Here is a 23,237-nt window from a genome sequence, read left to right as displayed (position 1 = left end):
TGTTAATTACATACGAAATGCGGTGCATTTCACGTAAAAACTCTTTCTTTTGATCTCTACCCAAAAATCAGCAACTTGGCTAACCTGTTAAAAATTAATCGAAATCTAAGGTTATATTTGCAACTTCGACATGTTAACATCATCGGCTTTTTGAACATCCTCACACTTTTCGTTGAAACGATGTGAGGGGAAATGCACGGCTTCATAGCCCTAAAAAGCGAAGTAATTATGTCAAATATGACGAATGCCGCCTCCCACACAGCGCCTATTCAGGATGCTGACTATTCTGCTATTCATCCCCCATCTTTACTCAAGCGCCTCGAACTCACCAATCCTGTCTTTTGGTTAAGTGGTAGCTTCCTCACTCTATTCGTTTTACTTGCTCTAACGAATACCGACTCTCTAACCGCAATGGTTAACACCGGCTTCGGCTTTGCTACTAAATATTTCGGAGCTTACTGGCAAGTACTGCTTCTTCTGAATTTCCTAATTGGTTTGGCTCTTGCGTTTGGTCGCACTGGTTATGTGCGCCTAGGTGGTCTAGCGAAACCTGATATTGATAACTTTAAGTGGTTGTCAATCGTACTCTGTACTCTACTTGCAGGTGGTGGTGTGTTCTGGGCCGCTGCTGAGCCTATCGCGCACTTTGTGACTGCTCCGCCTCTATACGGGGAAGCTTCACCGAAAACTGCCGCAATCAATGCCCTATCTCAGTCTTTTATGCACTGGGGCTTCTTAGCTTGGGCGATCCTTGGTGGTCTATCTTCCATTGTCTTAATGCACTTGCATTACGATAAAGGCCTGCCTCTTAAGCCGCGTACTCTGCTTTACCCTGTTTTTGGTGATAAAGCCATTAAAGGCTGGATTGGTGATGTTGCTGACGCATGTAGCATCATTGCCGTAGCAGCAGGAACCATCGGTCCTATCGGCTTCTTAGGTTTACAAATTAGCTACGCGCTAAACTCATTGTTTGGCCTGCCAGATACGTTCGTAACGCAAAGCATGGTTATCATGGCGGCGATCCTGATGTATACCCTTTCCGCACTGAGCGGTTTGAGCAAGGGTATTCAAATCGTCAGTCGTTACAACATCATTTTGTCTGTACTATTAATTGGTTACATCCTGTTCTTCGGGCCGACAAGCTTTATCGTTGATGGCTACGTGCAAGGCGTTGGTCGTATGGTGGATAACTTCTTCCCTATGGCACTTTACCGTGGTGATACAGGCTGGCTAAGTTGGTGGACAGTATTCTTCTGGGGTTGGTTTATCGGTTATGGCCCAATGATGGCGATCTTTATTGCTCGTATCTCTCGTGGTCGTACAATTCGCCAATTAATCATGTCTATTAGCATCGCGGCACCGCTGATTACTTGCTTCTGGTTTAGTATCGTTGGTGGCAGTGGCCTTGCGTTTGAACTTGATAACCCTGGTTTGATTTCATCTGCGTTTGAAGGCTTTAACTTGCCCGCAGCACTGCTAGCGATTACTGGTGAATTACCTTACCCAATGATCATTTCGGTTCTGTTCCTGATCTTAACGACAACATTTATCGTGACGACGGGTGACTCGATGACTTACACAATCAGTGTAGTGATGACGGGCTCAACAGAACCAAACGCAGTGATTCGCTCGTTCTGGGGTCTGATTATGGGTATTGTCGCTATTGCGCTTATCTCAATGGGCTCTGGTGGTATTTCTGCATTGCAGTCTTTCATTGTAATTACTGCCGTGCCTGTGTCTTTCATTTTGCTGCCAAGCATTTGGAAAGCACCCGGCATTGCAAGCAGAATGGCAAAAGAGCAAGGCCTCGTTTAAACCGCCTCTCTAACCAATATGCGAAAAAGAGCCCTTCATTGGGCTCTTTTTAATTCTGCGCTTTATCCTACGCTATCAATGCGAATCATCACTGCGTCTGGACGCCAATACTCGAATTCGCAGTCCATTAAATGCCCATCTTGTTTGTAGTTTACCCGCCGAATTTTCAGAACGGGTTGTCCTTCAGCTAGGTTCAACGCCTTAGCGACATGAGCAGGAGCTGACGTGGGAATCACATCAAAACGAGAGCGCTTTGTCTCGTAACCATACTTCTCACGATAAATGCCCGTCAGGGACATGGTGAGGTTCTCAGACAATATACCCTCAAACAGTGCCGCTTTGAGCACGTTCTCAACAAACAATACCGCTCGCCCATCAATAAAACGTAACCGTTCAATCACATAAATTGGGGTAATTCGCTCAACCTCTAACGATTTGGCATACTCACCTGCGGCCATTTCACTTCGCACGTTGAGTAACTTGGTTTCTGCAATACGATGCTGCTCTCGAATCATCTGATGGAAGTGAGAACGAGACAACGGGTTGTAACAGATACGCTCAGGAGATACATACCAACCCCGGCGCTCTTCTCGATAAATAAGACCTTCAGTTTCTAAAGACACCAACGCATCTTTGATAGTGATTCGAGTTGTAGAAAACAGCTCACTGAGCTCTCTCTCTGACGGCAGTTTTTGTCCTTCCGACATGATGCCGGAAAGAATCTGCTGTTTTAAGCTGCTTCTAATTTTTCCTAATTGAGTACCAAATTGTCCGGTGCCTGTCGCTCTCATTCTGATCTAGTCCAACGATAATTTGACGAATAACATAAGGCGTTTACGTAACAAAAGTATGACATTAATCAACAGAACACATACTGAACGTATGAAATATAAGTGCCATATAAAATCAGCAAAACTGTCAAATTACTTGCGCTAAATCGTCACATTCCATCCATAGCATACAAAGCGAACTTACTGACCTAGTCCAGAAGGATGGAGACAATGAAAACTTTGCTAAGTCGTTCAATTACCGCACCAGCGGCAATCATTGCGGTAACGCTCGCTACGCCAACAGTAGCGAAAGAAGCCGATATTGAATCTTTGGTAGCAGCAGCACAAAAAGAAGGGGCGGTTTACAGTGTGGGTATGCCTGACAGTTGGGCAAACTGGAAAGACACTTGGGCTGATTTAAAGTCAAATTACAACCTTAAGCACCAAGACACGGATATGAGCTCGGCTCAAGAAATCGCAAAATTCGAAGCTGAGAAGAAAAACGCGACCGCAGACATTGGTGACATAGGCTTTGCCTTCGCACGTGTAGCGGTAAAAAAAGGCGTCACTCAGCCATATAAACCAACAACTTGGAATGACATCCCAGATTGGGCAAAAGACGAAGATGGTCATTGGGCACTTGCTTACACTGGCACTATTTCTTTTATCTCCAACAATAACCTCGTAAAAGACGCGCCAAAAACGTGGGGTGACCTATTAAAAGGCGACTACAAAGTGACCGTAGGTGACGTAGGCGTAGCAGCACAGGCAAACAACGCGGTTCTCGCCGCAGCGTTCGCCAACGGTGGGGACGAATCCAACCTCAAGCCTGCGCTCAAATTCTTTTCTGAACTCGCGAAGCAAGGTCGTCTTTCATTTACCGATCCGAACATCGCCAACCTAGAAAAAGGCGAAGTGGAAGTGGCGATCATGTGGGACTTCAATGCATTGAACTACCGCGACAAAATTGACCGCGACCGCTTTACAGTGAGCATTCCTCAAGATGGCTCTGTGATTTCTGGTTATACAACCATAATCAATAAATACGCGAAGAACCCTAATGCAGCAAAGCTTGCTCGTGAATACATCTTCAGCGATCAAGGGCAAATCAACTTAGCAGAAGGTTATGCGCGTCCAATCCGCACCAACATCACACTGCCTCAAGCAGTGCAAGACAAGCTAATTGCTAATGACCAATACAGCAATGTTCACCCAGTGACTGACTTCTCAGCTTGGGAAAAGTCCGCACGTAAGCTGCCACGTCAATGGCAAGAAAGTGTCTTAATCCACCAGCAATAAGAGTAAGTCGTTATGAGCAATAAGGTCATCCTTGTTGTTCTAGATGGACTGAACTATCAGGTAGCCCGTGATTGCATGGGCTACCTCAATGGTCTTCTAGAGCAAAGTCGTTCCCAACAAGAAACTCGCGCAACGCTTTATCCTGTGCAGTGTGAGCTGCCCTCTATGTCTCGCCCACTTTATGAGTGCATTTTAACGGGCGTTCGCCCTGTAGAAAGCGGCATCGTAAACAACAATATCGTTCGTCTATCCAAACACGATTCCATTTTCAGTTTGGCAAAAGCCCAAGGAAAAGTGACCGCTGCGGCTGCCTACCACTGGGTAAGTGAGCTTTATAATCGCGCGCCATTTGAACCTGTTCGCGATCGTTTCACGCATGATGAAACCCTGAATATCCAGCACGGCTACTTTTACCATTGGGATCATTATCCTGATGAAGCCTTGTTCCTGGACGCAGAGTATTTACGTCGAAACTATCAACCTGATTTCTTACTGATCCACCCGATGAATATCGACGATACAGGACATAAGTTTGGCCTAGACTCTCGCCAATACCGCAATTGTGCGCGAGGTGCAGACGTTATTCTTTCCAACTACATCGATCAATGGCTTGCTGATGGGTATCAAATCATTGTGACCAGCGATCATGGCATGAACAACGATCTTTCTCACGGTGGGATTTTACCTGAAGAACGAGAAGTTCCCCTGTTTGTCATTGGTGATAAGTTTACCCATCAAGATTGTCATATTAAGCAGACTGATATTTGTGGCACCGTTTGTCAATTGCTAAACCTTGACCACACGAAGCCATACACTCAGGAATTGTTAGCACTATGAGCAGTTCAGTCCTCTCCCCAAGCTCCAGCGAATCACGCTCAAATTTGGCAAGTACTTGGTTAAAGCGCTTTAAGCCAGCCATTTGGTTGGTGCCTTTCGCGCTGTTTTTCTACCTATTTCAACTCGCACCGATGATTTGGGTACTGTTAAACAGCTTTATCTACGATGGCGAGTTTGCCTTCGATAACTACATTGAAGTGCTCGACTCCGCCTTTATGATGCAGGCGTTTGGCAACAGTTTGTGGTTAGCTGTATGGTCGAGCATTTTTGGCTTAGCCATTGCGACTCTGTTGGTCTCTTCTCTACGCAGAGTCGATTCTAAAGTCCGCGACGGTGTGATTGCGTTTACAAACATGAGCAGCAACTTTGCAGGCGTACCTCTGTCATTCGCTTTTATTATTATTTTGGGCACCAATGGGGCGATTACCCTTTTGCTCAAGCAGTATGGCTTACTCGGTGATTTCGACCTTTATGGTAAATGGGGCCTGCTGGCCATTTACATCTACTTCCAAATCCCGCTGGCGGTGTTGTTGCTCTACCCTGCGTTCGACGCGTTGAGTGATGATTGGCAAGCAGCAGCTGCGCTACTGGGAGCCAAAACATCACAGTATTGGGCGAAAATCGCTCTGCCAGTGCTCTCACCAGCCTTATTCGGTACCTTTATTATCTTAATAGCCAACGCAATTGGCGCTTATGCGAGTGTTTATGCGCTGACCTCCGGTAACTATAACGTCATCACAATTCGAATTGCGAGTCTGGTATCGGGAGACCTGTTCCTTGAACCTAATCTCGCCGCTGCAATTTCGGTGATTCTAATGGCGTTACTTGCCTTTATCACAGTGATTAACCAATGGCTCATTTCGAAAAGCTATGCAGGTAGGAAGTAGTCATGAACAACGTTAATACTCGATTCCATAAAACGGTGGTTTATTCCATTGTTGGGATCATGCTCATCCCGATTTTAGCGACCTTTGTCTATTCGCTTTCATCACGCTGGGGCGCCACGGTGCTTCCAGATGGTTTCACTTTTGATTGGTACGTTAAATTGCTGACCGACCCACGCTTTTTGCAAGCGTTTGGGCGTTCGCTGTTTATTTGTATTGCTTCGCTAACCCTCAGTGTGATTCTGGTTCTGCCAGCGATATTCGTGGTGTTTTACTACTTTCCAAGGCTCGATAAGCTCATGAACGTATTGATTTTGCTACCATTCGCTGTACCACCAGTGGTGTCCTCCGTCGGCTTGCTTCAACTTTATGCTGACAGTGAAATCTCCCTTATCGGTACTCCTTGGATTCTAGTAGGTACTTACTTCACCATAGCGTTACCGTTTATGTATCGTGCGATTTCTAATAGCTTCGAAGCAATTAACCTTAACGATTTAATGGACGCTGCACACTTGCTAGGAGCAAGCACAACCAAAACGTTTTTGATGGTCATTTTACCTAACCTCAAAAAAGGACTGATGGCATCGCTTTTCCTTTCATTTTCATTTCTATTGGGAGAGTTTGTGTTCGCCAATATTTTAGTCGGCACACGTTATGAAACCCTACAAATCTACTTGTATAACATGCGTCAGACGAGCGGCCACTTTACGTCTGCCTTAGTGATGACCTACTTCCTATTTATTTTTTTACTGACTTGGTTGGCAAGTCGTTTCAGCCGAGGAGTCAAACAATGAGCTACGTAACAGCGAAAAATCTGACTAAACGTTTTGGTGATAACACCGTATTTGAGGACATTCACTTTAACATCGAGCAAGGTGAATTCATTACGCTTTTGGGCCCTAGCGGTTGTGGTAAATCGACACTACTTCGCAGCCTTGCTGGGCTTAACCCTGTCGATGGAGGCGAGGTTTGGGTAAACGGAGAAGATATCACGCATCAAGTCCCGCAAGAGCGTGGTATTGGGATGGTCTTTCAATCGTATGCGCTGTTTCCCAATATGACCGTCGAAGGCAACATTGCATTTGGCTTAAAAATGAAAAAGCTTGCGAATGATGATATTCGACGTGAAGTGGCTAAAGTCATCAAACTGGTGGATCTGGCAGGTAAAGAAAAACACTATCCGCATCAACTTTCTGGCGGTCAGCGCCAGCGTGTCGCACTCGCTCGAGCGTTGGTGGTGAAACCTCGCATATTATTGCTTGATGAGCCACTTTCTGCGCTTGATGCCAAAATCCGCAAACACCTTCGTCAGCAAATCCGAGACATTCAGAAAGAGATGAATCTCACCACTATCTTCGTAACTCATGACCAAGAAGAGGCGATGATTATGTCTGATCGTATCTTCCTAATGAGTAAAGGGGAAATTGTTCAAGCAGGAACACCTGAAGAAATTTATACTCATCCTGCTAACGAGTTTGTGGCCGGTTTCATGGGGCACTACAACCTTGTAGAGGCCAATAAAGCCAAGCAACTCTTCAACATTGATACCGAATGGAAAGTAGCGATTCGCCCAGAGTCTATATATGTAAAAGAGCAAGGTCGTCAATATGATAGCCACATCTCAGCGCCACAAGTAGGTACGATCACCAACCACCAGCTTCTAGGTAATGTTATTCGCTATCAAGTGAACGTTGAAGAGTGTGAGCTCACTGTTGACTTGCTTAACCGCTCTTCAGAACGCTTACTAGCGAATGGTAGCCAACTAGAGCTACTCTTTAACCTAAACGAAATTCAACCAGTGAGAGCCTAAACATGTCCAAACCTTTGTATGTTTTTGATATGGATGAAACCCTAATAAACGCTGACTGCGCAATGATTTGGAACGAGTTTATGGTTGAGAGAGGCATCGCGACTGATCCTTTATTTATTAAGGAAGATCAGCGTCTAATGGCCTTGTACTCTGAAGGCAAAATGGACATGGAAGATTACCTAGCGTTCTCCATGAAGCCACTAGAAAACATGCCGATTGAAGAAGTAAACGCCTTGGTTGAAGAATGTGTTGAAAGCCATATTTTGCCTAAACAGTTCCCTCAAGCCAAAACCCTGATTGAGCAGCTGTCTCGTGATGGTATAGATATGGTTATCATCTCTGCCAGCGTCACTTTTTTGGTGGAAGCCGTTGGTCGCCGTCTTAATATTCCAACCGCACTCGGAATTGATTTAATCGAGAAAAACAACCGTTATACTGCTGAAATCGACGGTATCCCGAGTTATCGTGAAGGCAAAGTCACGCGATTAAAACAGTGGCTAGAAAATCAGCCTGAGCCTTATTCCGAAATCCATTTCTATACCGATTCAATCAACGATTTACCGCTTTGTGAATACGCGAACTACGCTTATCTGGTAAATCCATGCCCACAACTAAAAGAACACGCCAACAGACCGAATTGGAGTGTGTTAAGTTGGGGGGTGATCTAGCCTCAAAAGACCGTTCTTCCTAAGTAAATACTTTTCTATTTGTTCAAAGAGCAGTTCTTTCTGCTCTTTTTTACTTCTCTTCATCACAAATTAATCAATTGATTAAATACTGATTAATTTTTCACATGTCGCATGAGAAATCAGCGTCTTATAATTAATCAAATGTTTAATATTTTGAGAGAAGATTGTGACGGAAGCGCATCGAAGGGCGGGAAGACCCACAGATAATATCGACGCACGGGAAAAACTGATTTTCCACGCGCGCGAACTCTTCACCATTATGGCTTATGACAAGGTCTCTACTCGCCTAGTCGCGCAGAAAGCAGGCGTGAACGTGGCGATGATTCGTTACTACTTTGGCAACAAAGAAGGCTTGTTCGAGACCATGTTGCGCGAAACACTGTCACCGATGCAAAAGCAGATGCAGACGTTGGTATCCAACAGTAACGAGCAAAACTTTCTCGATCTAATGCGTACCTACTACCGCGAAATGATCAAGGTACCACAGTTCCCACGCTTAGTTGCCCAAGTTATGAATATGCCCCCATCGGAAACCCAACGCAAACTGCTCGAAAAAGTCTTCGCAGATATCAGCAAGCCAATGCAAGGCGTGATCTTTGATAAGTTGATCGACAGTGGCGTTTTACGAAAAGACGCCGACCCTCAACTTTGTCGCGTCTCTTACATCAGCTTAATGGTGTTTCCTTTTATGGCACCACCAGCACTGCTCGCCATTCATGGCATTGAACTTTCAGAAGCCTTCTTGAACCGATTATTCGAACACAACATACAACTGATGAAACATGGATTTTTAGACTCGGGCGACCAATATGAAAATAAATAAAAAGCTGCTGTTCTTTCCTGCTCTTGCGGTTGGGGTCGTCATTCTGTTTTTGGCGATTAGCCTCAAACCAGATTTGCCCGTAAAACCCGCAGGAGATCGTGCACGGTTGGTCGAGACAATTCCTCTTGAGCTCAAAGCCATTGCTCCAGTAGCCGTAGGGTTTGGCAAGATCGCCCCAAAAGTGGAATGGAAAGCGATAGCCGAAGTGACGGGTAAAGTGGTCTACCGCCATCCGCAGCTGGAAAAAGGACAAGTGTTGCAAGCAGGGACAGAAATCTTGCGAATCGACCCACTCGATTACGAACTGAAACTGGTTCAAGCTCAAGCCGATCTCAAATCTGCTCAAACCTCTCTGGCTAAGCTGAACCAAGAAGAAGCGAATCTCAAAAGCACACTCAAGATAGAAGCCAACCGTCTGGTTATCGCCAACAAAGAGTTAGACCGTAAACAAAACCTACGTAAGAAAGGCTTAACCTCGCAATCGGATGTAGATCAGCAAGAGCAAAACGCGCTCTCTCAACGTAAGTTAGTACTGGATATTGAAAATCAAATTGGTTTGATGCCGGATGAGAAGCGAGTCGCGGAAGCCCTAGTTAAAGTTAATGCATCAAAAGTGGATGAGGCCGAACGCTCGCTTGATAAAACCATCATCACGCTTCCTTACGATTTGCGTATTGCTGACGTAGAAATTGAGAAAAAGCAAGTGGTTAACCTCCAACAAACCATGGTGACAGGACATGGTATTGATGTCATGGAAGTGGAAGCTCAACTATCCATTCATGACATGCAAACTTTGGCGGCGAGCATCGGTGAGTTTGTCCGCGATGAATCTGGTATTCCACAACCTGATATGAATGCGATTCATGCCAACATTGAACTCAGCAGCGGTAACCTCTCTGCAAGCTGGCCTGCGAAAGTTGCACGCATCAGTGAAACGGTTGATCCAAGCCAAGCGACTGCCGGTGTGATTCTGGAAATTGAACAAGACTACCGTGCATTAAACCCAACGTCTGCGCCTCCATTGGTGAACGGCATGTTTGTGCGTGCCTTAATTGAGGGACAAGAGAACCCGAGTTGGGTCATCCCAGAGCGTGCGCTTCATGGCGATAAGATTTACCTGATGGGAGATGACAACCGTCTGCAAGTCGTCACGGTTGAAGTGTTATATCGTCGCAATAACCAAGTGGTGATCGATGGTGAACTAGAGCAAGGTCAGAAGCTGATCATCAACGATTTGCTGCCTGCGATTAACGGCATGCTATTGAAAGAGTCACCTGAACAGTCAGAAACGGCTATTGAGGAGTCTGATTCATGATCCGATTCTTCGCCAAGCATCCAACAGCAGCCAACTTGCTGATGCTAACGCTGCTGATATTGGGGATTTCTTCACTTTCCACGATTAAGCGTGAAACTTTTCCTGAGTTTGATCCGCCCTACATCCTAGCTGGTGTGGTTTACCCCGGCGCTTCCCCTCAAGAGGTAGAAGAGAGCATCTGTATCCGAATGGAAGATGCTGTCGATGGCCTTGCCAACATTAAAGAAACTCAGTGTGAAGCGATTGAGGGTTCTGCGCGTCTTATCTTAAAACTGAATGAAGAAGCCGACATTGGGCGCATGTTGGTTGATGTTCAAACCCAGATCAACTCGATAAACGACTTCCCACAAGAGATTGAATCTCCTGTGGTCCAAGAGCTCGATTGGAACGAGCCAGTTGTGGATGTCGCGATCACCGCAGATACCACATGGCCAGAGCTAAAAGCGTATGCCGAACAGCTTAAACGCACGTTAAAAATCGATTACGATGTCTCTTTGGTTGAAGTTGCTGGCTTCTCTGACCACCAATACCGAGTAGAGTTAGACACTCAAGCTATCCGACAACTTGGTTTGAGTGTTGGTGATATTGCGGACCAGATTGGTCGTCAAAACGTCAAGTTGCCAAGTGGTAATGTCGAAACACCAGATAAGAACTTTCTGATCCGCTTTGACGAACGACGCGTGACGCCGGAAGAGCTTGAGACTATCGTCGTGGGCTCTGGTACAAATGGCTCAATCATCCGTCTAAGAGATATTGCGACGATTACCGACCGGTTTGAATTGGACGAACAGAAAGTCCTCTTCGATGGTCACCCTTCTGCCCTACTAAAAGTCAGCAAAAACAAAGAAGATGACGCACTGCGCATTAAAGAACGGGTTGCTCAATTTGTCGAAGAACAACAAGCTATCGCGCCAGACGGTGTGATGCTACAAATGACCAATGACCTTTCATCCGTGCTTTGGGATCGCCTGACCATGATGGTCAAAAACGGTTGGCAAGGTATCATTCTGGTCTTCGCCACCATGTGGTTGTTCTTTAGTTTTCGCTATTCCTTTTGGGTCGCAGCTGGTTTACCCGTTGCCTTCTTAGGTGGGTTATTTTTGATGGCGCAACTTGGCCTGTCCATCAACATCATGTCTTTGGTCGGGTTACTCATGGCCATCGGTATCATGATGGATGATGCCATCGTTATTGCCGAATCGATTGCCGCTCACCTCGACCGAGGAGAAGAGATCGATGATGCTGTTATCAAAGGAGTGAAAAAGGTACTGCCAGGGGTCATCTCTTCCTTTTTAACTACGGTGTGTATTTTCGGTAGCTTGTTATTTTTGCAAGGTGAAATGGGTGCGGTACTTAAAGCGGTTCCTCAAGTTCTGATCCTCGTACTGAGTTTAAGTTTGGTGGAAGCCTTCTTGATCCTACCTAACCACCTTTCTCATTCACTGCATAAACAAAAGCAAGAGCGAAAGACACCGAAGTTTAAACAAAAGCTGCTCGCTTCTTTTGAAAACTTCCGTAACACCACCTTGGTCAACGCAGTAGATAAAGTGGTCGAGTATCGCTATGCCTTTATGGGTGGCGTGGTTGCCTTGCTTCTTATCTCCGCGGCCACGTTAGTAGGTGGTTTACTCAAGTTCCAACCCTTCCCTGAACTGGATGGCGATATTGCAGAAGCGCGCATTATTCTTCCTCCGGGTTCTTCTCTGTCTCAAACGGAAGCTGTCGTCGATAAGATCGTCGCTTCCGCTCAAAAGCTAGATAAAGAAGGGACAGAAAAAGTGGAAGACGGCAATCCATTGGTTCTGCACATCACCAGTCAATTCAATGCTAACGCCGACGCGAATGAATCTGGCCCTCACATTGCCACGGTACGTCTGGATTTGCTTGGCGCCGAGAGTCGTAACACACTCATCGATGAATTTATCGACGCATGGCGTGAAGACATTGGTGAACTTGCGGATCCTATCTCACTGGTATTTAAACAACCGACCATGGGGCCAGGTGGCCGGGCGATTGAGATTCGAGCGAAGCATGATGATCTGGATGCACTCAAAGCAGCCTCTATCGACATTCAGCAATACTTGAATGAATTTGACGGTGTCCATGGCGTATTAGATGACATGCGCATGGGTAAAGAAGAAGTCTTGGTTAAACTTCGTCCTGGGGCGGAAGCTTATGGTATTAACGGTCAGCTCATTGCCAATCAATTGCGCGCGGCTTTCTTTGGCCAAACCGCAGACGAGATCCAAGTTGGGGTAGAAAACATTTCCATCGAAGTTCGCCTCAATAAAGCGCAAGCTGGTGACTTACAGCAATTGGCAAACTTCCCAATAATCTTGTCCGATGGTAATCAAATCCCACTCGCGACCATTGCAACTTTGGATTTCCAGCGTAATTACGTAAGAATCCAGCGCATTGATGGCTTGCGCACTGTAAGCGTATTCGGCGATATCGACAATACGAAAGCCAACTCAACCGCCATTATTCGTCAGTTCCAACAGGATGAAGCACCAAAGCTTATGCAAAAGTATCCTGGTCTTCGCTTTGATTTTGAAGGTGAAGCCAAAGATACCGCTGAAACTGGCGCATCAATGGGTAAAGGCTTCTTGCTTGGTTTGTTTGGCGTGTTTGCGATTCTGAGTTACCAATTCCGCAGTTATTTGGAACCATTCGTCGTCATGCTTGCGATTCCCCTCGCTTTTATTGGCGTGGTATGGGGACACATCCTACTCGGTCACTCATTAAGTATGCCAAGTATGATGGGCTTCGTCTCATTAGCAGGGATTGTGGTGAATGACTCGATTCTGTTAGTTCAGTACATACGCCATCATGTGGATGAAGGGGATAATGTGCATGACTCAGTAGTCAAAGCCAGTCGGGAACGCTTTAGAGCAGTATTCCTAACATCAATGACCACTGCAGCAGGTTTGCTTCCGTTACTGACTGAAACCAGTTTGCAAGCACAGGTTATCCAACCACTGGTTATCTCCATCGTGTTTGGTATTTTCGCATCCACTCTGCTGGTGTTGTTTATGATCCCTGCTGCGTATGCCATTTTAGCTGACTTCGGTCTAGTCCATAAGCACGAAGAAATCTAAAACGACTGATAAGTAAACTTATCAAAATGAACAAGAGCGGCTTAGGTCGCTTTTTGTTCAATACCAACACGTTAAAAAACACACAATCACTTAACAAACAGAGGGTTATTGTGTCTCATTAAGTGTAAATATGAACAGTTAAGGATTAAGTATGTTGAGTTTTATATAACCAAATCAAATAACCAACACAAGATTTATAATATGTCTTATTGTCAAAAACGGAATTTCACAGAGTAAAAATACACGTAGGCAACACATTCACAATTTAAACTCACGATAATGAAAACATTGATTGAAGAATTAACATTTTAACAATCATTACAACAATGTTAACTTTAGCCTCGTTGGTCGCGCTGGTGGTAAGCCTCTCACCAAGCCTATTGTCAGTTTTATATGGACGTTCGACCATCTCCAAAATGAATAGACACCCAATTTGGTGCCCTTTTTTCGCCCGTGAAAGCATTCTTCGCGGGCTTTTTTCTTCCCACTGAAATGGACTTAATCTGCGTTAGTTTCTTTGCTCAATCTCTCTGTTTTTCCAGCCGTATACGATTCGATTACCGGAGACAAGTCCAGTAATTCCAATACTTTTTTTTCAAAAGTTTCATCAGCACTTCTCACCCAATCTAAAAACTTCTGCTTAGCAAACATCGATTCGTACTTATACCAAAACTCGATGCTCAGGTAGAATTCATTTTTTATGGGTAAATTGTATACTCTTCGTAATTCACTCTTATACTTAAGATTACCTTCTGAGTATTTTGAGTATTTGTTTTTTCCAACTTCAACTAGCTCACACTTTATTGGTGGATAACCACTTAAGAAACCTCTAATTAAATATTCTTCTTTTTCTCTTTTTCGGTCTTCACTTTCTGGAATTTCTCCCCATTGTTTATTCGCACGCTTAGTCAATTCTTTCATCAAGTCTGTATGATACCCCCTCATAGAGCCTTCACTTTGCTCCGGGGCATGATAAAAATCATAATATTCTCTCTCTAAAAATGAGGACAATTGACTAATATTATCAATATCTTCTCCAGTAGATTTAACCCGTAGCCTAATATATAATCCACCTTGTTTGTTAATAGGAAGCAAAGGGTTTAATATTTTCTTCTGAAACAAAAAATATACCGTAGCTAACTTTACAAACCTTTCATGCCTCTCTACTTTTGATTCAACATCAAACTGTTCTAAATTAACAAGATCCTGGTATACATGTCCTTCATATATGTTGTTCGGACACTCAAATGACAGCACTAAGTCATCTATCTGGAACGCATTATGTAATAAATTAGAGAAATCCGGCTTTCCTCTAAAACCATCTTTACACATTTTAATAAAACTCATATGTCTATCTCTTACTTTTTAAATATTTATCAACATCTTTTAAACGTTTACTAGCCATATTATTACCAGACATCATTAGCTGTCGTCGATAAGATTCAACTCCAAAATAGGGTAATGTATGCGGACTTTCAGTTACCTCTCCATTCATTACCAGCCCCAAGAACTTACAACAGCGAACAAGACTACTTGCCGATAACGGGGTTTGTCTCGCTGCAATATTTGGCACTATATCAAAAGGGTTAGTTCTGGTTTTTATGTAATTAACTTTCAAGCCAAGCTGCTGTGCATTTTTCCCTACCTTCGTTGTATTTGCTCCCCCTGCATGCACAACGATTTGTTGATTCAATAATCTTAAGCTCGGGTTCTTTTTTCTAACATACTCAAGAGCAGAGTTAAAAATAATGGCACCTTGGCTATGCACTGTCCATTTTACTTGCTTACCCTGCTCTGCACATTGTTTCATCACTGCTGCAAGGTGTTGAGCATTGTGCGAAGTAAAACGAGTTTTGTCATAAACACATTCAATGAGATCTAATTTTGCATGATCTGAAGGGTTGTGAAATAAAGTATATTCGGTCGGTTTGTCTTCTTTATAAGCTACCTGCGTATGCACTCCCATCAGTGTCGCAGCTTTCTGATAGCCATTTAGCATTCCATTTACCGAAGCATGAAGTGTGTTAACTTGATGTGTAGAACTTGCCTTAGCGTGATCCCACTCAGCCAAAAGCAACTCCGCTTCCTCGTGACTTTGTGTTCCATCGTATTCACCTCCTCTACCCTCTATTTTTTTTACATGGTACATCTGGGTTCTTTGTTCAGGATGTCTTGCGATATCCTTGCCATGTAATCTTTCATCAAAAGCAATATCATGAATTACAACTTTCCCGTCTCTAAGGATACAAGTTAATAAATAATGATAATTTTTGAAGGGATACCTAGTTCGAAATATTCGAAGCAATGGATTGCGTTTGTGTCTAACTACAGACGGTGTGCTTGGATTAGATGAGAGAAAATACATTTCTTTGACAACTTGCTTCTGATCATATTCATTCAGAGACGCAAGCATGATGAGGGATTGTCTTGATAAGTATAGTTTTTTATTGCTAAAGAGTGCAGCTGAAAGTCTCACTCTTCCATGTAAGAATTGTTCAACCTCATTAACCGACTTATTATTTAGCCCAATGTAATCAAAAGCCTCTTTCCTTTCAATAAATTCCCAAGTCATTACTAATCCCTCTTCAAATAAAAGTGAGCCACATACTAAGGTATTATGAAGGTCAAAAAGGAGATCGGATCTTTTCAAAATTTTAAATATCTAACATCACCTCCACTTTACTGAAATCTACACTTTTAAAAGTTACATCCGCTCCATCCAGCAATAGCTCATCAAACACGCCAACTATTGATAATAGGCTTGAGGATCTGATCTCCACCCATGAGATGAGAAACAAAAAAGCCAGCCTTAAAAGGCTGGCAAGTAGAGCAACAAGGTCAGTGCTTACTGCTAACTAACACCGAACTCGTATTGGATTCATTTTCGTCTGTTAGTCTCTTTTATCGGCGTTTATGACTTGCTTGCTTTCTCTTTGTGGCACGTTACCTTTACTAACTGTTCTTGCTCATCTTTAATGTTTTTCACGATACGCTCATCACGTGCGTGAATGGCATCCATGTTCATTTGCTGAATATCTGCTATAGCTTCATGTTTCATTTCAAAAAAGTCCTGACGTAAATCTGAGCTCCACTCCTCTTTGTCTAAAGTGTTAGCAGCAGCGATTGGTGATGACATTACAGCAATAAGACTTAGAGTAGATAGAAATACGCTTTTCATAATAAGCTCCTTGAGGATTAGCAGTTAATTTTAATTACAATTTATATATTGCACATACGATGCCAACTTTTATTTTGTTATTTTTCAACAACTTAAACAAACCCTCATGTTCAACGTTATCTTCGTATGGTAAATTTCGCTAACCAAGTGTCAAATTAACCATACGAATTTAAAACATTAGAAACATACACATTAGAAATGCTTTGTCAGGCAGTTTTCTCATCAGATAATTACGTAACTGCCCACTAAAAAATCGCTTTGAATCAAAATGCGGAAACAAAAAAGCAGCCCGAAGGCTGCTCCTAATCGTTAATACCAAGCTTGTTAACTCGATACGCTTGCTTCAACGCTCGACGTCACTGGCGACTTTCTGAAACGATTAATCAAACGATGGATAAACCTGTTAATCGATCTGAAAATATTTTTAATATCTTCAAGCATTAAATACAAACAAGGCACCAACACTAAAGTCAGAACCGTTGCGTACAACACCGCAAAGCCCAAAGCGACAGCCATCGGTATGACAAAACGCGCCTGCAAACTCGTTTCAAACATTATCGGCAATACACCCGCAAACGTCGTTATTGAGGTGAGCGTGATAGCTCGAAAACGAGCACAACCCGCCTCAACAACCGCTTGTTTGATGTTCATACCCTTTTCTCTCACTTGGTTTACGTAATCTGTCATAACCAGAGAGTCGTTAATAACCACGCCAGCAGCGGCGATCAAACCAAATGTCGACATCATACTGATGTCTAAACCTAGCCAGAAATGGCCCCAAATCGCCCCCGTCAGACTAAACGGAATGACGGACATTACAATCAAAGGTTGGGTATAACTTTTTAACGGTACAGCTAACAAGATGTAGACGATGATCATGCCTGCAATAAAGAACAAAATCTGTTCATTACGCTGCGCAGCCTGCTCTTCAATATCACCGCCCAATTCTGTTTTCACAGTTGGGAAGGCTTGCTTCATGTCCGGTAAGATATTGTCGTCAATGACCTTAACGATTTCTTGAGGTTCAACCAATTCTTCGTCTATGGAACCATAGACATAAACGGTTTGATACCCGCCTTCACGTCGAATGCTACTCACGCCCGGCTGCTCATTGATCTTCACCACATCACCCAACATGACCTTCTTACCTGCTGGTGTGGTAATCACAGCGTAACGCAATGATGAGAATGCTTCACGCGTCAATTGCGGGTAACGCACCATAACTTTAATTTCTTCACCATCACGAATAATGCGCTGTGCTTCGCCACCATAAAAGCTGCCACCAACTTGCTCTGCGATCATGGTGAGATCCAGACCGAGATCGTACGCTACAGGCGCAAGAGACAGGAGTACTTCTTTGCTTCCAGAATCAATAGAAGATGAAATATCATATAACCCTTCTTCCTGCTGTAAACGCTCTATCAAGTAACGCCCAGCCTTGTTGAGCTCATTGATGTTAGAACCAAACAACAAGTAACCAAACTCATCTCTGTCACCACCACCCGCACTCTGCTCGCGGATTTTGATGCTCTTCATACCTGGAATAACAGGCATAGCTTCACGCCAACGTCGAGCCAGTTCAAATGTATTGAACGGGCGTAACTCTTCATCAACCAGAGGTACTAATACACGACCTTCGGTGCGGCTTCTGTTGTACGACAGCACATCACGAATCATTCCTTGACCATGTTCCGCAATGGTCTCAGATTCGATCTTTTGCATGATACGTTCAATAGTCTTGAGTGCACTGATTGTCTGCTCACTTGAAACGGTATCATTCATTTCAATAGTGATCGCAGGATAGTCGGTCGGCACTTTAGGGTTAGGGATCACCCGAACATAATTCGCGTTGATCAAAGCCGCGCTGATCAGCAGTAAACCACAGAACACCGCAAACACTGTCCAGCGCCAATGGGTGCATGTTGTTACAAAGTTACGATATGGACCATTTACAAAACCAAAAAAACGTTGGTTAAATCGGTCACGCCAGCCACCTGGTTTAACTGGCTTAAAATGAGTATGCGCAAGGTGTGCAGGAAGGATCAGCTTCGATTCAATCAAACTGAAGATCAAACAAAGAATCACGACCCCCGCGATACCATAAAAGAAGGCACTATCAATACCACTAGACAACAAGAAAGGAGCAAACACAGCAATTGTGGTTAACACACCGAAAGTGGCTGGTGTGGCAACACGTTTTACACCACGAACCACGTTTTCGACGCCACCGCCTTTTTCTTCAATTTCGCTGTAAGCGCTCTCTCCCATCACGATGGCGTCATCAACTACAATACCTAGCACCATAATGAAGGCAAAAAGAGACACTATGTTTACCGTGATCCCTAATGCAGGCATCATCATTACGGCACCGAGAAAACAGACAGGTAGCCCAATCATTACCCACATAGCCAAGCGGAAACGTAGGAAAATGGTCAGCATAATCGCGACTAATGCAGCGCCTTGCAGCAAGTTTTTCAACATCATGTCGAGACGCCCATTTAAATAATAAGTCGTATCAACTAAGACTTTGAGCTTAACATCCTGCGGCAATGTCTTGTTTTTTGCTTCAATATAATTACGAACGGACTGTGCAACAGGGATAATGTTCTGATCACGAGTTGCTTCAACAGACATGTAGATCGCATTTTGCCCTGAGTATTCAAAATAGCGCTCTTCTTCCGTAAAACCATCTTTGATCGTGGCGATATCTTGCAGTAAAACCTTCGCACCATTTGCGCCAAGCTTTACAGGAATATTTCTAAACTCATCACCACGGTAGTATTGGTTTTCAATCCTTACTGCAATCATCCCTGAATTTGTTTTTACTTCGCCCGCAGAAAAGTTAGCTGAATAACGGCTGATCGCGCTGCTGATATCGCTCAACGTAAGGTCGTATTTACGAAGAACAAGTGGGTCAACTTCAATCGCTATTTCTTCTTCTGGCGCACTCAGGTACACCAGCATGACGTTTTCTAACTGAAGTAATTCATCTTCGATTTGCTTAGCGATCGGTTTAAGCTCCTCGAGCGGTCGGTCCCCAACTAATCCCATTTCGATTACATCTTGGCGCCATTCAACTTGGTAAACATTGATTGGTTCCATACCCGCTGGTAAGTTAGACAATGTATCAATACGTTGGTTTACATCATCTAAGACACGCTTGATATCGGCATTAACGTCTACCTCGATAGAAACATACGCGCTACCTCTAGAGGCCGTTGAGACTGCTTTTTTAATCCCGGTGACGTCTTTAATCGATTCCTCGACCTTAACGAGAATACTCTCTTCTATCTCTTGAGGAGAAGCGCCAGGATAAGTCGCGCGAACATCAATGTAGTTCACCTCAATATTCGGAAACATCTGCCTTTGAATAAAGAGAAAACTCACCACACCCATGATAATGATGAACACCATCAAAAGGTTGGCAGCGACGGGGTTATTCGCAAAATAGGCAATTAAGCCCTTTTGTTTAGTATCTTCCATGACAAACTCCTACTTACTGTACGACGGTTTCGGAGTCGTCACTCTTTTTTGCGATTTGTACCGCCATGCCTTTTTGAGGGTACTCGGGTAAGGTCAGTACCAACTTATCACTTTGCTCTAAGCCTTCGCCCACCAGCAAAAACTCACCTTCTGCTCTCAAAACCGTGACAGTTCTGGGTTGAAGTTGATTATCGCCATTCACCACCCACACGGTACGGTTTTTAACTAATTCCTGTGGCAAGCGGTAGATGTGCTTAAGTTCCTTACCAGTGAAGCTCACTTCAACGTAGGAGCCGAATTTAATTGGAGGCTGCTGGTTATCGACACCGTATGGGTCCGCGATTTGAATGACCATGTTAATCATTCGGGTAGCGCTATCAATCATGCCTAGATCACGAACTACTCGACCTTCTCTAGTGGTAGAAAACACACCTTGCTGCGTCACTGTCGCAGTGAGTTCACCAATGGATTCGGGTAAAAATGCACTATCAAAACCGGCAATGGGTACGTGCACCTCTGCCACTTCGATGTTGTTTAACGTGGCAACTCGAGAACCAGATGTAACAAATTGACCAACACCAATATCACGCTCAACAACCAGCGCATCGTAAGGTGCAACGACTTTGCAATTTTCTAACTCTCTTTTTGCTCGTTTGAGTGCCGCTTGAGCCGACTTCACTTGCGCTTGTGCGCTCAAAACGTGAGGCTTGCGTAAATACAGATCCGTCACTTGCTTATCGCTCAGTCTCTTTGCCTGACGTTTTGCAACTTCGGCTTTCGCTTGTTCCTCAATCAAGTTTGCGCGTGCACTAGCTAAATCGGCTTCAGCTTGTAAAACCGACGCTTCATAGTTGTCACTCTCAATTGTGAAAAGAACCTCTCCTCGTTTCACGATGCCACCCGTTACAAAATTCGGGTGCCAACTTATCACTTCACCACTGACTTGCGCGGAAAGGTGTGTTTTTTCAAAAGGGACTAATTCACCGTGACTGGTAATCACCACTTTGTGATCGGTAGGAAAAAGAGAAGAAGCCTGAACAGTAGGCTCTGTAATTGCATCTTTGGTTGACTCTTTTTCCGGCGCAGTTGCGGCAATTGCAGCATATCCTGCATAAGAGCCTCCAACGACGACGAAGGGTAAAAGCCAACGTAATATGGGTTTTGCTAACATCGAAAATCCTTTTTTATTGTTGTTTTCAACACCACACTTTTATTCAGTCCATTGCTCCCGGTAAGCATGGTGGTGAGAGAATTGAATTTGAATAAACATCAAAGCGGCACTTGCCTAGTCTTTTAAGCAGCTAACTAGATAGTTATTGCCAATTCAAAGTTAATAAAATTAACAAAAAATTAACCAACTGCGCAAGTTGCTCTGACTTAACTTTTATTCTAAACAGCAAATGACATGCCAAGCATTTATTTATTAGAAATCATATGGTTATATAAAAACCATTATTTTATCCAGTGTGCTATTGGTCATAATCACCAGATATTAGTGATTATGACCAATACGGCCATAATGATAATTAAAATAAATGATTATCTGCGCTCTAAAAGTTGAACTTAGTGCAGGCTCTATGGCAATTCATTGATTAATCGCTCGTTATCAAACGGTTCTGGGTGCATGTGGCGTCAGCTTAAGTCTATAATTTGGAGTAGGTAACACTCTGTAAGACAAGGAAATGTGCTTTGTTACAAACGCTCGCCAAGTTGCTCTTCCCCTCGCTGCTCACTATTTTATCGGCATGCTCATCCGTATCGTTGAATGACGCCAGTGAAAAGTCCACCAGCTTTCAGCTCGGTTATCAAAAGGATTCTGTTCTTGCGCAGTACTTTGAAGCTTACGGGAGAAACCCTAAGTCCATAACTGGCTTTGCACCGTTAAATCAGGGACACGATGCCCTTCTTGCTCGAACCTCTTTGATCGAGTCCGCCCAGAAAAGCCTTGATCTTCAATACTATATTTACCGTGGTGACGAAACGAGTCAGCTAATAACGTGGCGCTTGTATGAAGCGGCTAAGCGTGGTGTTCGAGTAAGGCTGTTGCTTGACGATATGCAAAAGCGAAACGACGATGTGATGGCTGCCCTAAATGCACATCCTGATATAGAAATCCGCTTATTTAACCCGCATCAGTATCGCGACTCCCGTTGGTTCGCTCTTGCTAGCGATTTTGAACGCCTTAATCGTCGTATGCACAATAAGTCTCTGATTGCAGACAGTGTTTCCGCCATTGTCGGAGGTAGAAATATCGGCAATGAATACTTCTCTTTTGAATCGCAAGTTGAGTTTGGTGATTTTGATCTTCTGCTCTATGGTGAGGCGGTACAACAAACTGCCGATCAGTTCGACCTCTACTGGAATAGCGCCTATTCGATACCAATGGAATGGATTACACCGAATTCACAGCAAATTACCGACCAAGCGATTCAAAAGCAGGTCAATAAACTCCGGTTAGAGGAAAAGTTTTCAACCGGCCGCTATGACTTCACTCAACTGGATATGTACCAAGATCTAAAACAAGGCAAACTCAAGCTCTACTGGGGAGAAGCAAAAGTATGGTTTGACCTGCCCGATAAAGTCGCGACTCGAGAGAGCCAACTTATTGATAATTTAACGGAGCTGGTTAAAAGTGTTGAGGATTCATTTGTGCTCATCTCTCCCTATTTCGTTCCAACTGAAGTAGGTACTCAAGCATTAAGTAACGCGGCCAAGCGAGGCGTTGATATCACGATTGTGACCAATAGCCTCGCGTCTAACGATGTGTTTGCCGTGCATGGTTGGTACGCAAAATATCGAAAAGATCTACTCGAAGCTGGAATCAAGCTTTGGGAAGTAAAAGCGAGCGCAAAACTCAAAAGTAAGTGGAGCCTCACGGGGAGTAGCAGAGCAAGTTTACACGCTAAAGCAATGACGATTGATAACAAAACACTTTTCGTTGGTTCAATGAACTGGGACCCACGTTCGGCAGCTTTGAATACCGAAATGGCCGTTGTTATAGAACAGCCAGAATATGTGCAAATGTTTCTAGAACAACTGCCGAATCAACTGTCGAGTAACGCCTACGCCTTAACTCTGCGCGACGGGGACATTGTCTGGACCGACGTAAAAACAGGCGAAGAATACGACTCCGAACCAGAAGCAGGAGTATGGCGAAAAATGGGCGCTTGGTTCTCCGGAATATTACCGATTGAAGATCAGCTATAACAGTTGCCAATACTGCAAATCTCCCCAGT

General features: G+C 44.0%; 17 protein-coding genes. 11 read left to right on the top strand and 6 right to left on the bottom strand.

From position 1 onward, the window contains the following. Positions 1–228: 228 nt before the first annotated feature. A complete protein-coding gene (locus tag R7Q09_RS05715; RefSeq protein WP_005373846.1) occupies positions 229–1,815 on the top strand; it encodes a BCCT family transporter in 1,587 nt (528 codons plus the stop codon). A gap of 62 nt (positions 1,816–1,877) precedes the next feature. Here R7Q09_RS05715 and R7Q09_RS05710 read toward each other — a convergent pair whose 3' ends face one another. After that, positions 1,878–2,606, bottom strand: coding sequence for a UTRA domain-containing protein (locus tag R7Q09_RS05710; RefSeq protein ID WP_005387087.1), 729 nt, complete (start codon positions 2,604–2,606; stop codon positions 1,878–1,880). Between the two features lie 210 nt (positions 2,607–2,816). Between R7Q09_RS05710 and R7Q09_RS05705 the strand changes: the two genes are divergently transcribed. The 9 genes from R7Q09_RS05705 to R7Q09_RS05665 all read left to right on the top strand — a co-directional run bounded on the left by R7Q09_RS05705 (position 2,817) and on the right by R7Q09_RS05665 (position 13,340). Further along, positions 2,817–3,884 (top strand): ABC transporter substrate-binding protein, encoded by a 1,068-nt coding sequence (locus R7Q09_RS05705; RefSeq protein ID WP_318070593.1) that lies wholly within the window; start codon positions 2,817–2,819, stop codon positions 3,882–3,884. Positions 3,885–3,896: 12 nt separating this feature from the next. Then, complete coding sequence (locus R7Q09_RS05700) at positions 3,897–4,721, top strand: alkaline phosphatase family protein (RefSeq protein WP_318070592.1); 825 nt, start codon at positions 3,897–3,899, stop codon at positions 4,719–4,721. Next, positions 4,718–5,608 carry an ABC transporter permease gene (locus tag R7Q09_RS05695; RefSeq protein ID WP_047102769.1) on the top strand — a complete coding sequence of 297 codons (891 nt, stop codon included), beginning with the start codon at positions 4,718–4,720 and terminating at the stop codon, positions 5,606–5,608. The genes R7Q09_RS05700 and R7Q09_RS05695 overlap by 4 nt, the downstream gene beginning before the upstream one ends. A gap of 2 nt (positions 5,609–5,610) precedes the next feature. Further along, positions 5,611–6,399 carry an ABC transporter permease gene (locus R7Q09_RS05690; protein ID WP_315957409.1) on the top strand — a complete coding sequence of 263 codons (789 nt, stop codon included), beginning with the start codon at positions 5,611–5,613 and terminating at the stop codon, positions 6,397–6,399. Then, positions 6,396–7,415, top strand: a complete 1,020-nt coding sequence (locus tag R7Q09_RS05685) for an ABC transporter ATP-binding protein (protein WP_025767985.1) — start codon at positions 6,396–6,398, stop codon at positions 7,413–7,415. Before R7Q09_RS05690 ends, R7Q09_RS05685 begins: the two co-directional genes overlap by 4 nt. 2 nt (positions 7,416–7,417) lie before the next feature. After that, on the top strand, positions 7,418–8,083 hold the full coding sequence (locus R7Q09_RS05680) for an HAD family hydrolase (protein WP_315957408.1): 666 nt from the start codon (positions 7,418–7,420) through the stop codon (positions 8,081–8,083). 187 nt (positions 8,084–8,270) lie between these two features. Next, positions 8,271–8,927 carry a TetR/AcrR family transcriptional regulator gene (locus R7Q09_RS05675; protein ID WP_005387092.1) on the top strand — a complete coding sequence of 219 codons (657 nt, stop codon included), beginning with the start codon at positions 8,271–8,273 and terminating at the stop codon, positions 8,925–8,927. Next, positions 8,914–10,242, top strand: coding sequence for an HlyD family secretion protein (locus tag R7Q09_RS05670; protein WP_318070591.1), 1,329 nt, complete (start codon positions 8,914–8,916; stop codon positions 10,240–10,242). The genes R7Q09_RS05675 and R7Q09_RS05670 overlap by 14 nt, the downstream gene beginning before the upstream one ends. Continuing rightward, entirely contained in the window at positions 10,239–13,340 is a 3,102-nt protein-coding gene (locus tag R7Q09_RS05665) for an efflux RND transporter permease subunit (protein ID WP_318070590.1), read from the top strand. The genes R7Q09_RS05670 and R7Q09_RS05665 overlap by 4 nt, the downstream gene beginning before the upstream one ends. Before the next feature lie 498 nt (positions 13,341–13,838). Here the strand turns inward: R7Q09_RS05665 and R7Q09_RS05660 are convergent, their stop codons facing one another. The 5 genes from R7Q09_RS05660 to R7Q09_RS05640 all read right to left on the bottom strand — a co-directional run bounded on the left by R7Q09_RS05660 (position 13,839) and on the right by R7Q09_RS05640 (position 21,172). Further along, positions 13,839–14,687: a hypothetical protein gene (locus tag R7Q09_RS05660; protein ID WP_064369407.1), complete on the bottom strand. Its 849-nt coding sequence runs from the start codon at positions 14,685–14,687 to the stop codon at positions 13,839–13,841. 4 nt (positions 14,688–14,691) lie between these two features. Next, the gene (locus tag R7Q09_RS05655) at positions 14,692–15,912 is read right to left on the bottom strand and encodes a hypothetical protein (protein ID WP_318070589.1); all 1,221 of its coding nucleotides are present in this window, start codon (positions 15,910–15,912) and stop codon (positions 14,692–14,694) included. Positions 15,913–16,251: 339 nt separating this feature from the next. Further along, positions 16,252–16,518: a hypothetical protein gene (locus R7Q09_RS05650; protein ID WP_318070588.1), complete on the bottom strand. Its 267-nt coding sequence runs from the start codon at positions 16,516–16,518 to the stop codon at positions 16,252–16,254. Between the two features lie 324 nt (positions 16,519–16,842). Then, a complete protein-coding gene (locus R7Q09_RS05645; RefSeq protein WP_318070587.1) occupies positions 16,843–20,001 on the bottom strand; it encodes an efflux RND transporter permease subunit in 3,159 nt (1,052 codons plus the stop codon). 13 nt (positions 20,002–20,014) lie between these two features. Then, positions 20,015–21,172 (bottom strand): efflux RND transporter periplasmic adaptor subunit, encoded by a 1,158-nt coding sequence (locus tag R7Q09_RS05640; protein ID WP_025767993.1) that lies wholly within the window; start codon positions 21,170–21,172, stop codon positions 20,015–20,017. A gap of 518 nt (positions 21,173–21,690) precedes the next feature. On the opposite strand from R7Q09_RS05640, the gene R7Q09_RS05635 reads away from it, so the two are divergent. Then, on the top strand, positions 21,691–23,208 hold the full coding sequence (locus R7Q09_RS05635; protein ID WP_318070586.1) for a phospholipase D family protein: 1,518 nt from the start codon (positions 21,691–21,693) through the stop codon (positions 23,206–23,208). The last annotated feature ends 29 nt before the right edge of the window (positions 23,209–23,237 follow it).

The organism is Vibrio sp. 2130-1 (assembly GCF_033339515.1).
The sequence above is the reverse complement of the archived record's forward strand: the minus strand, read 5'-3'. Positions and strand labels throughout refer to the sequence as shown.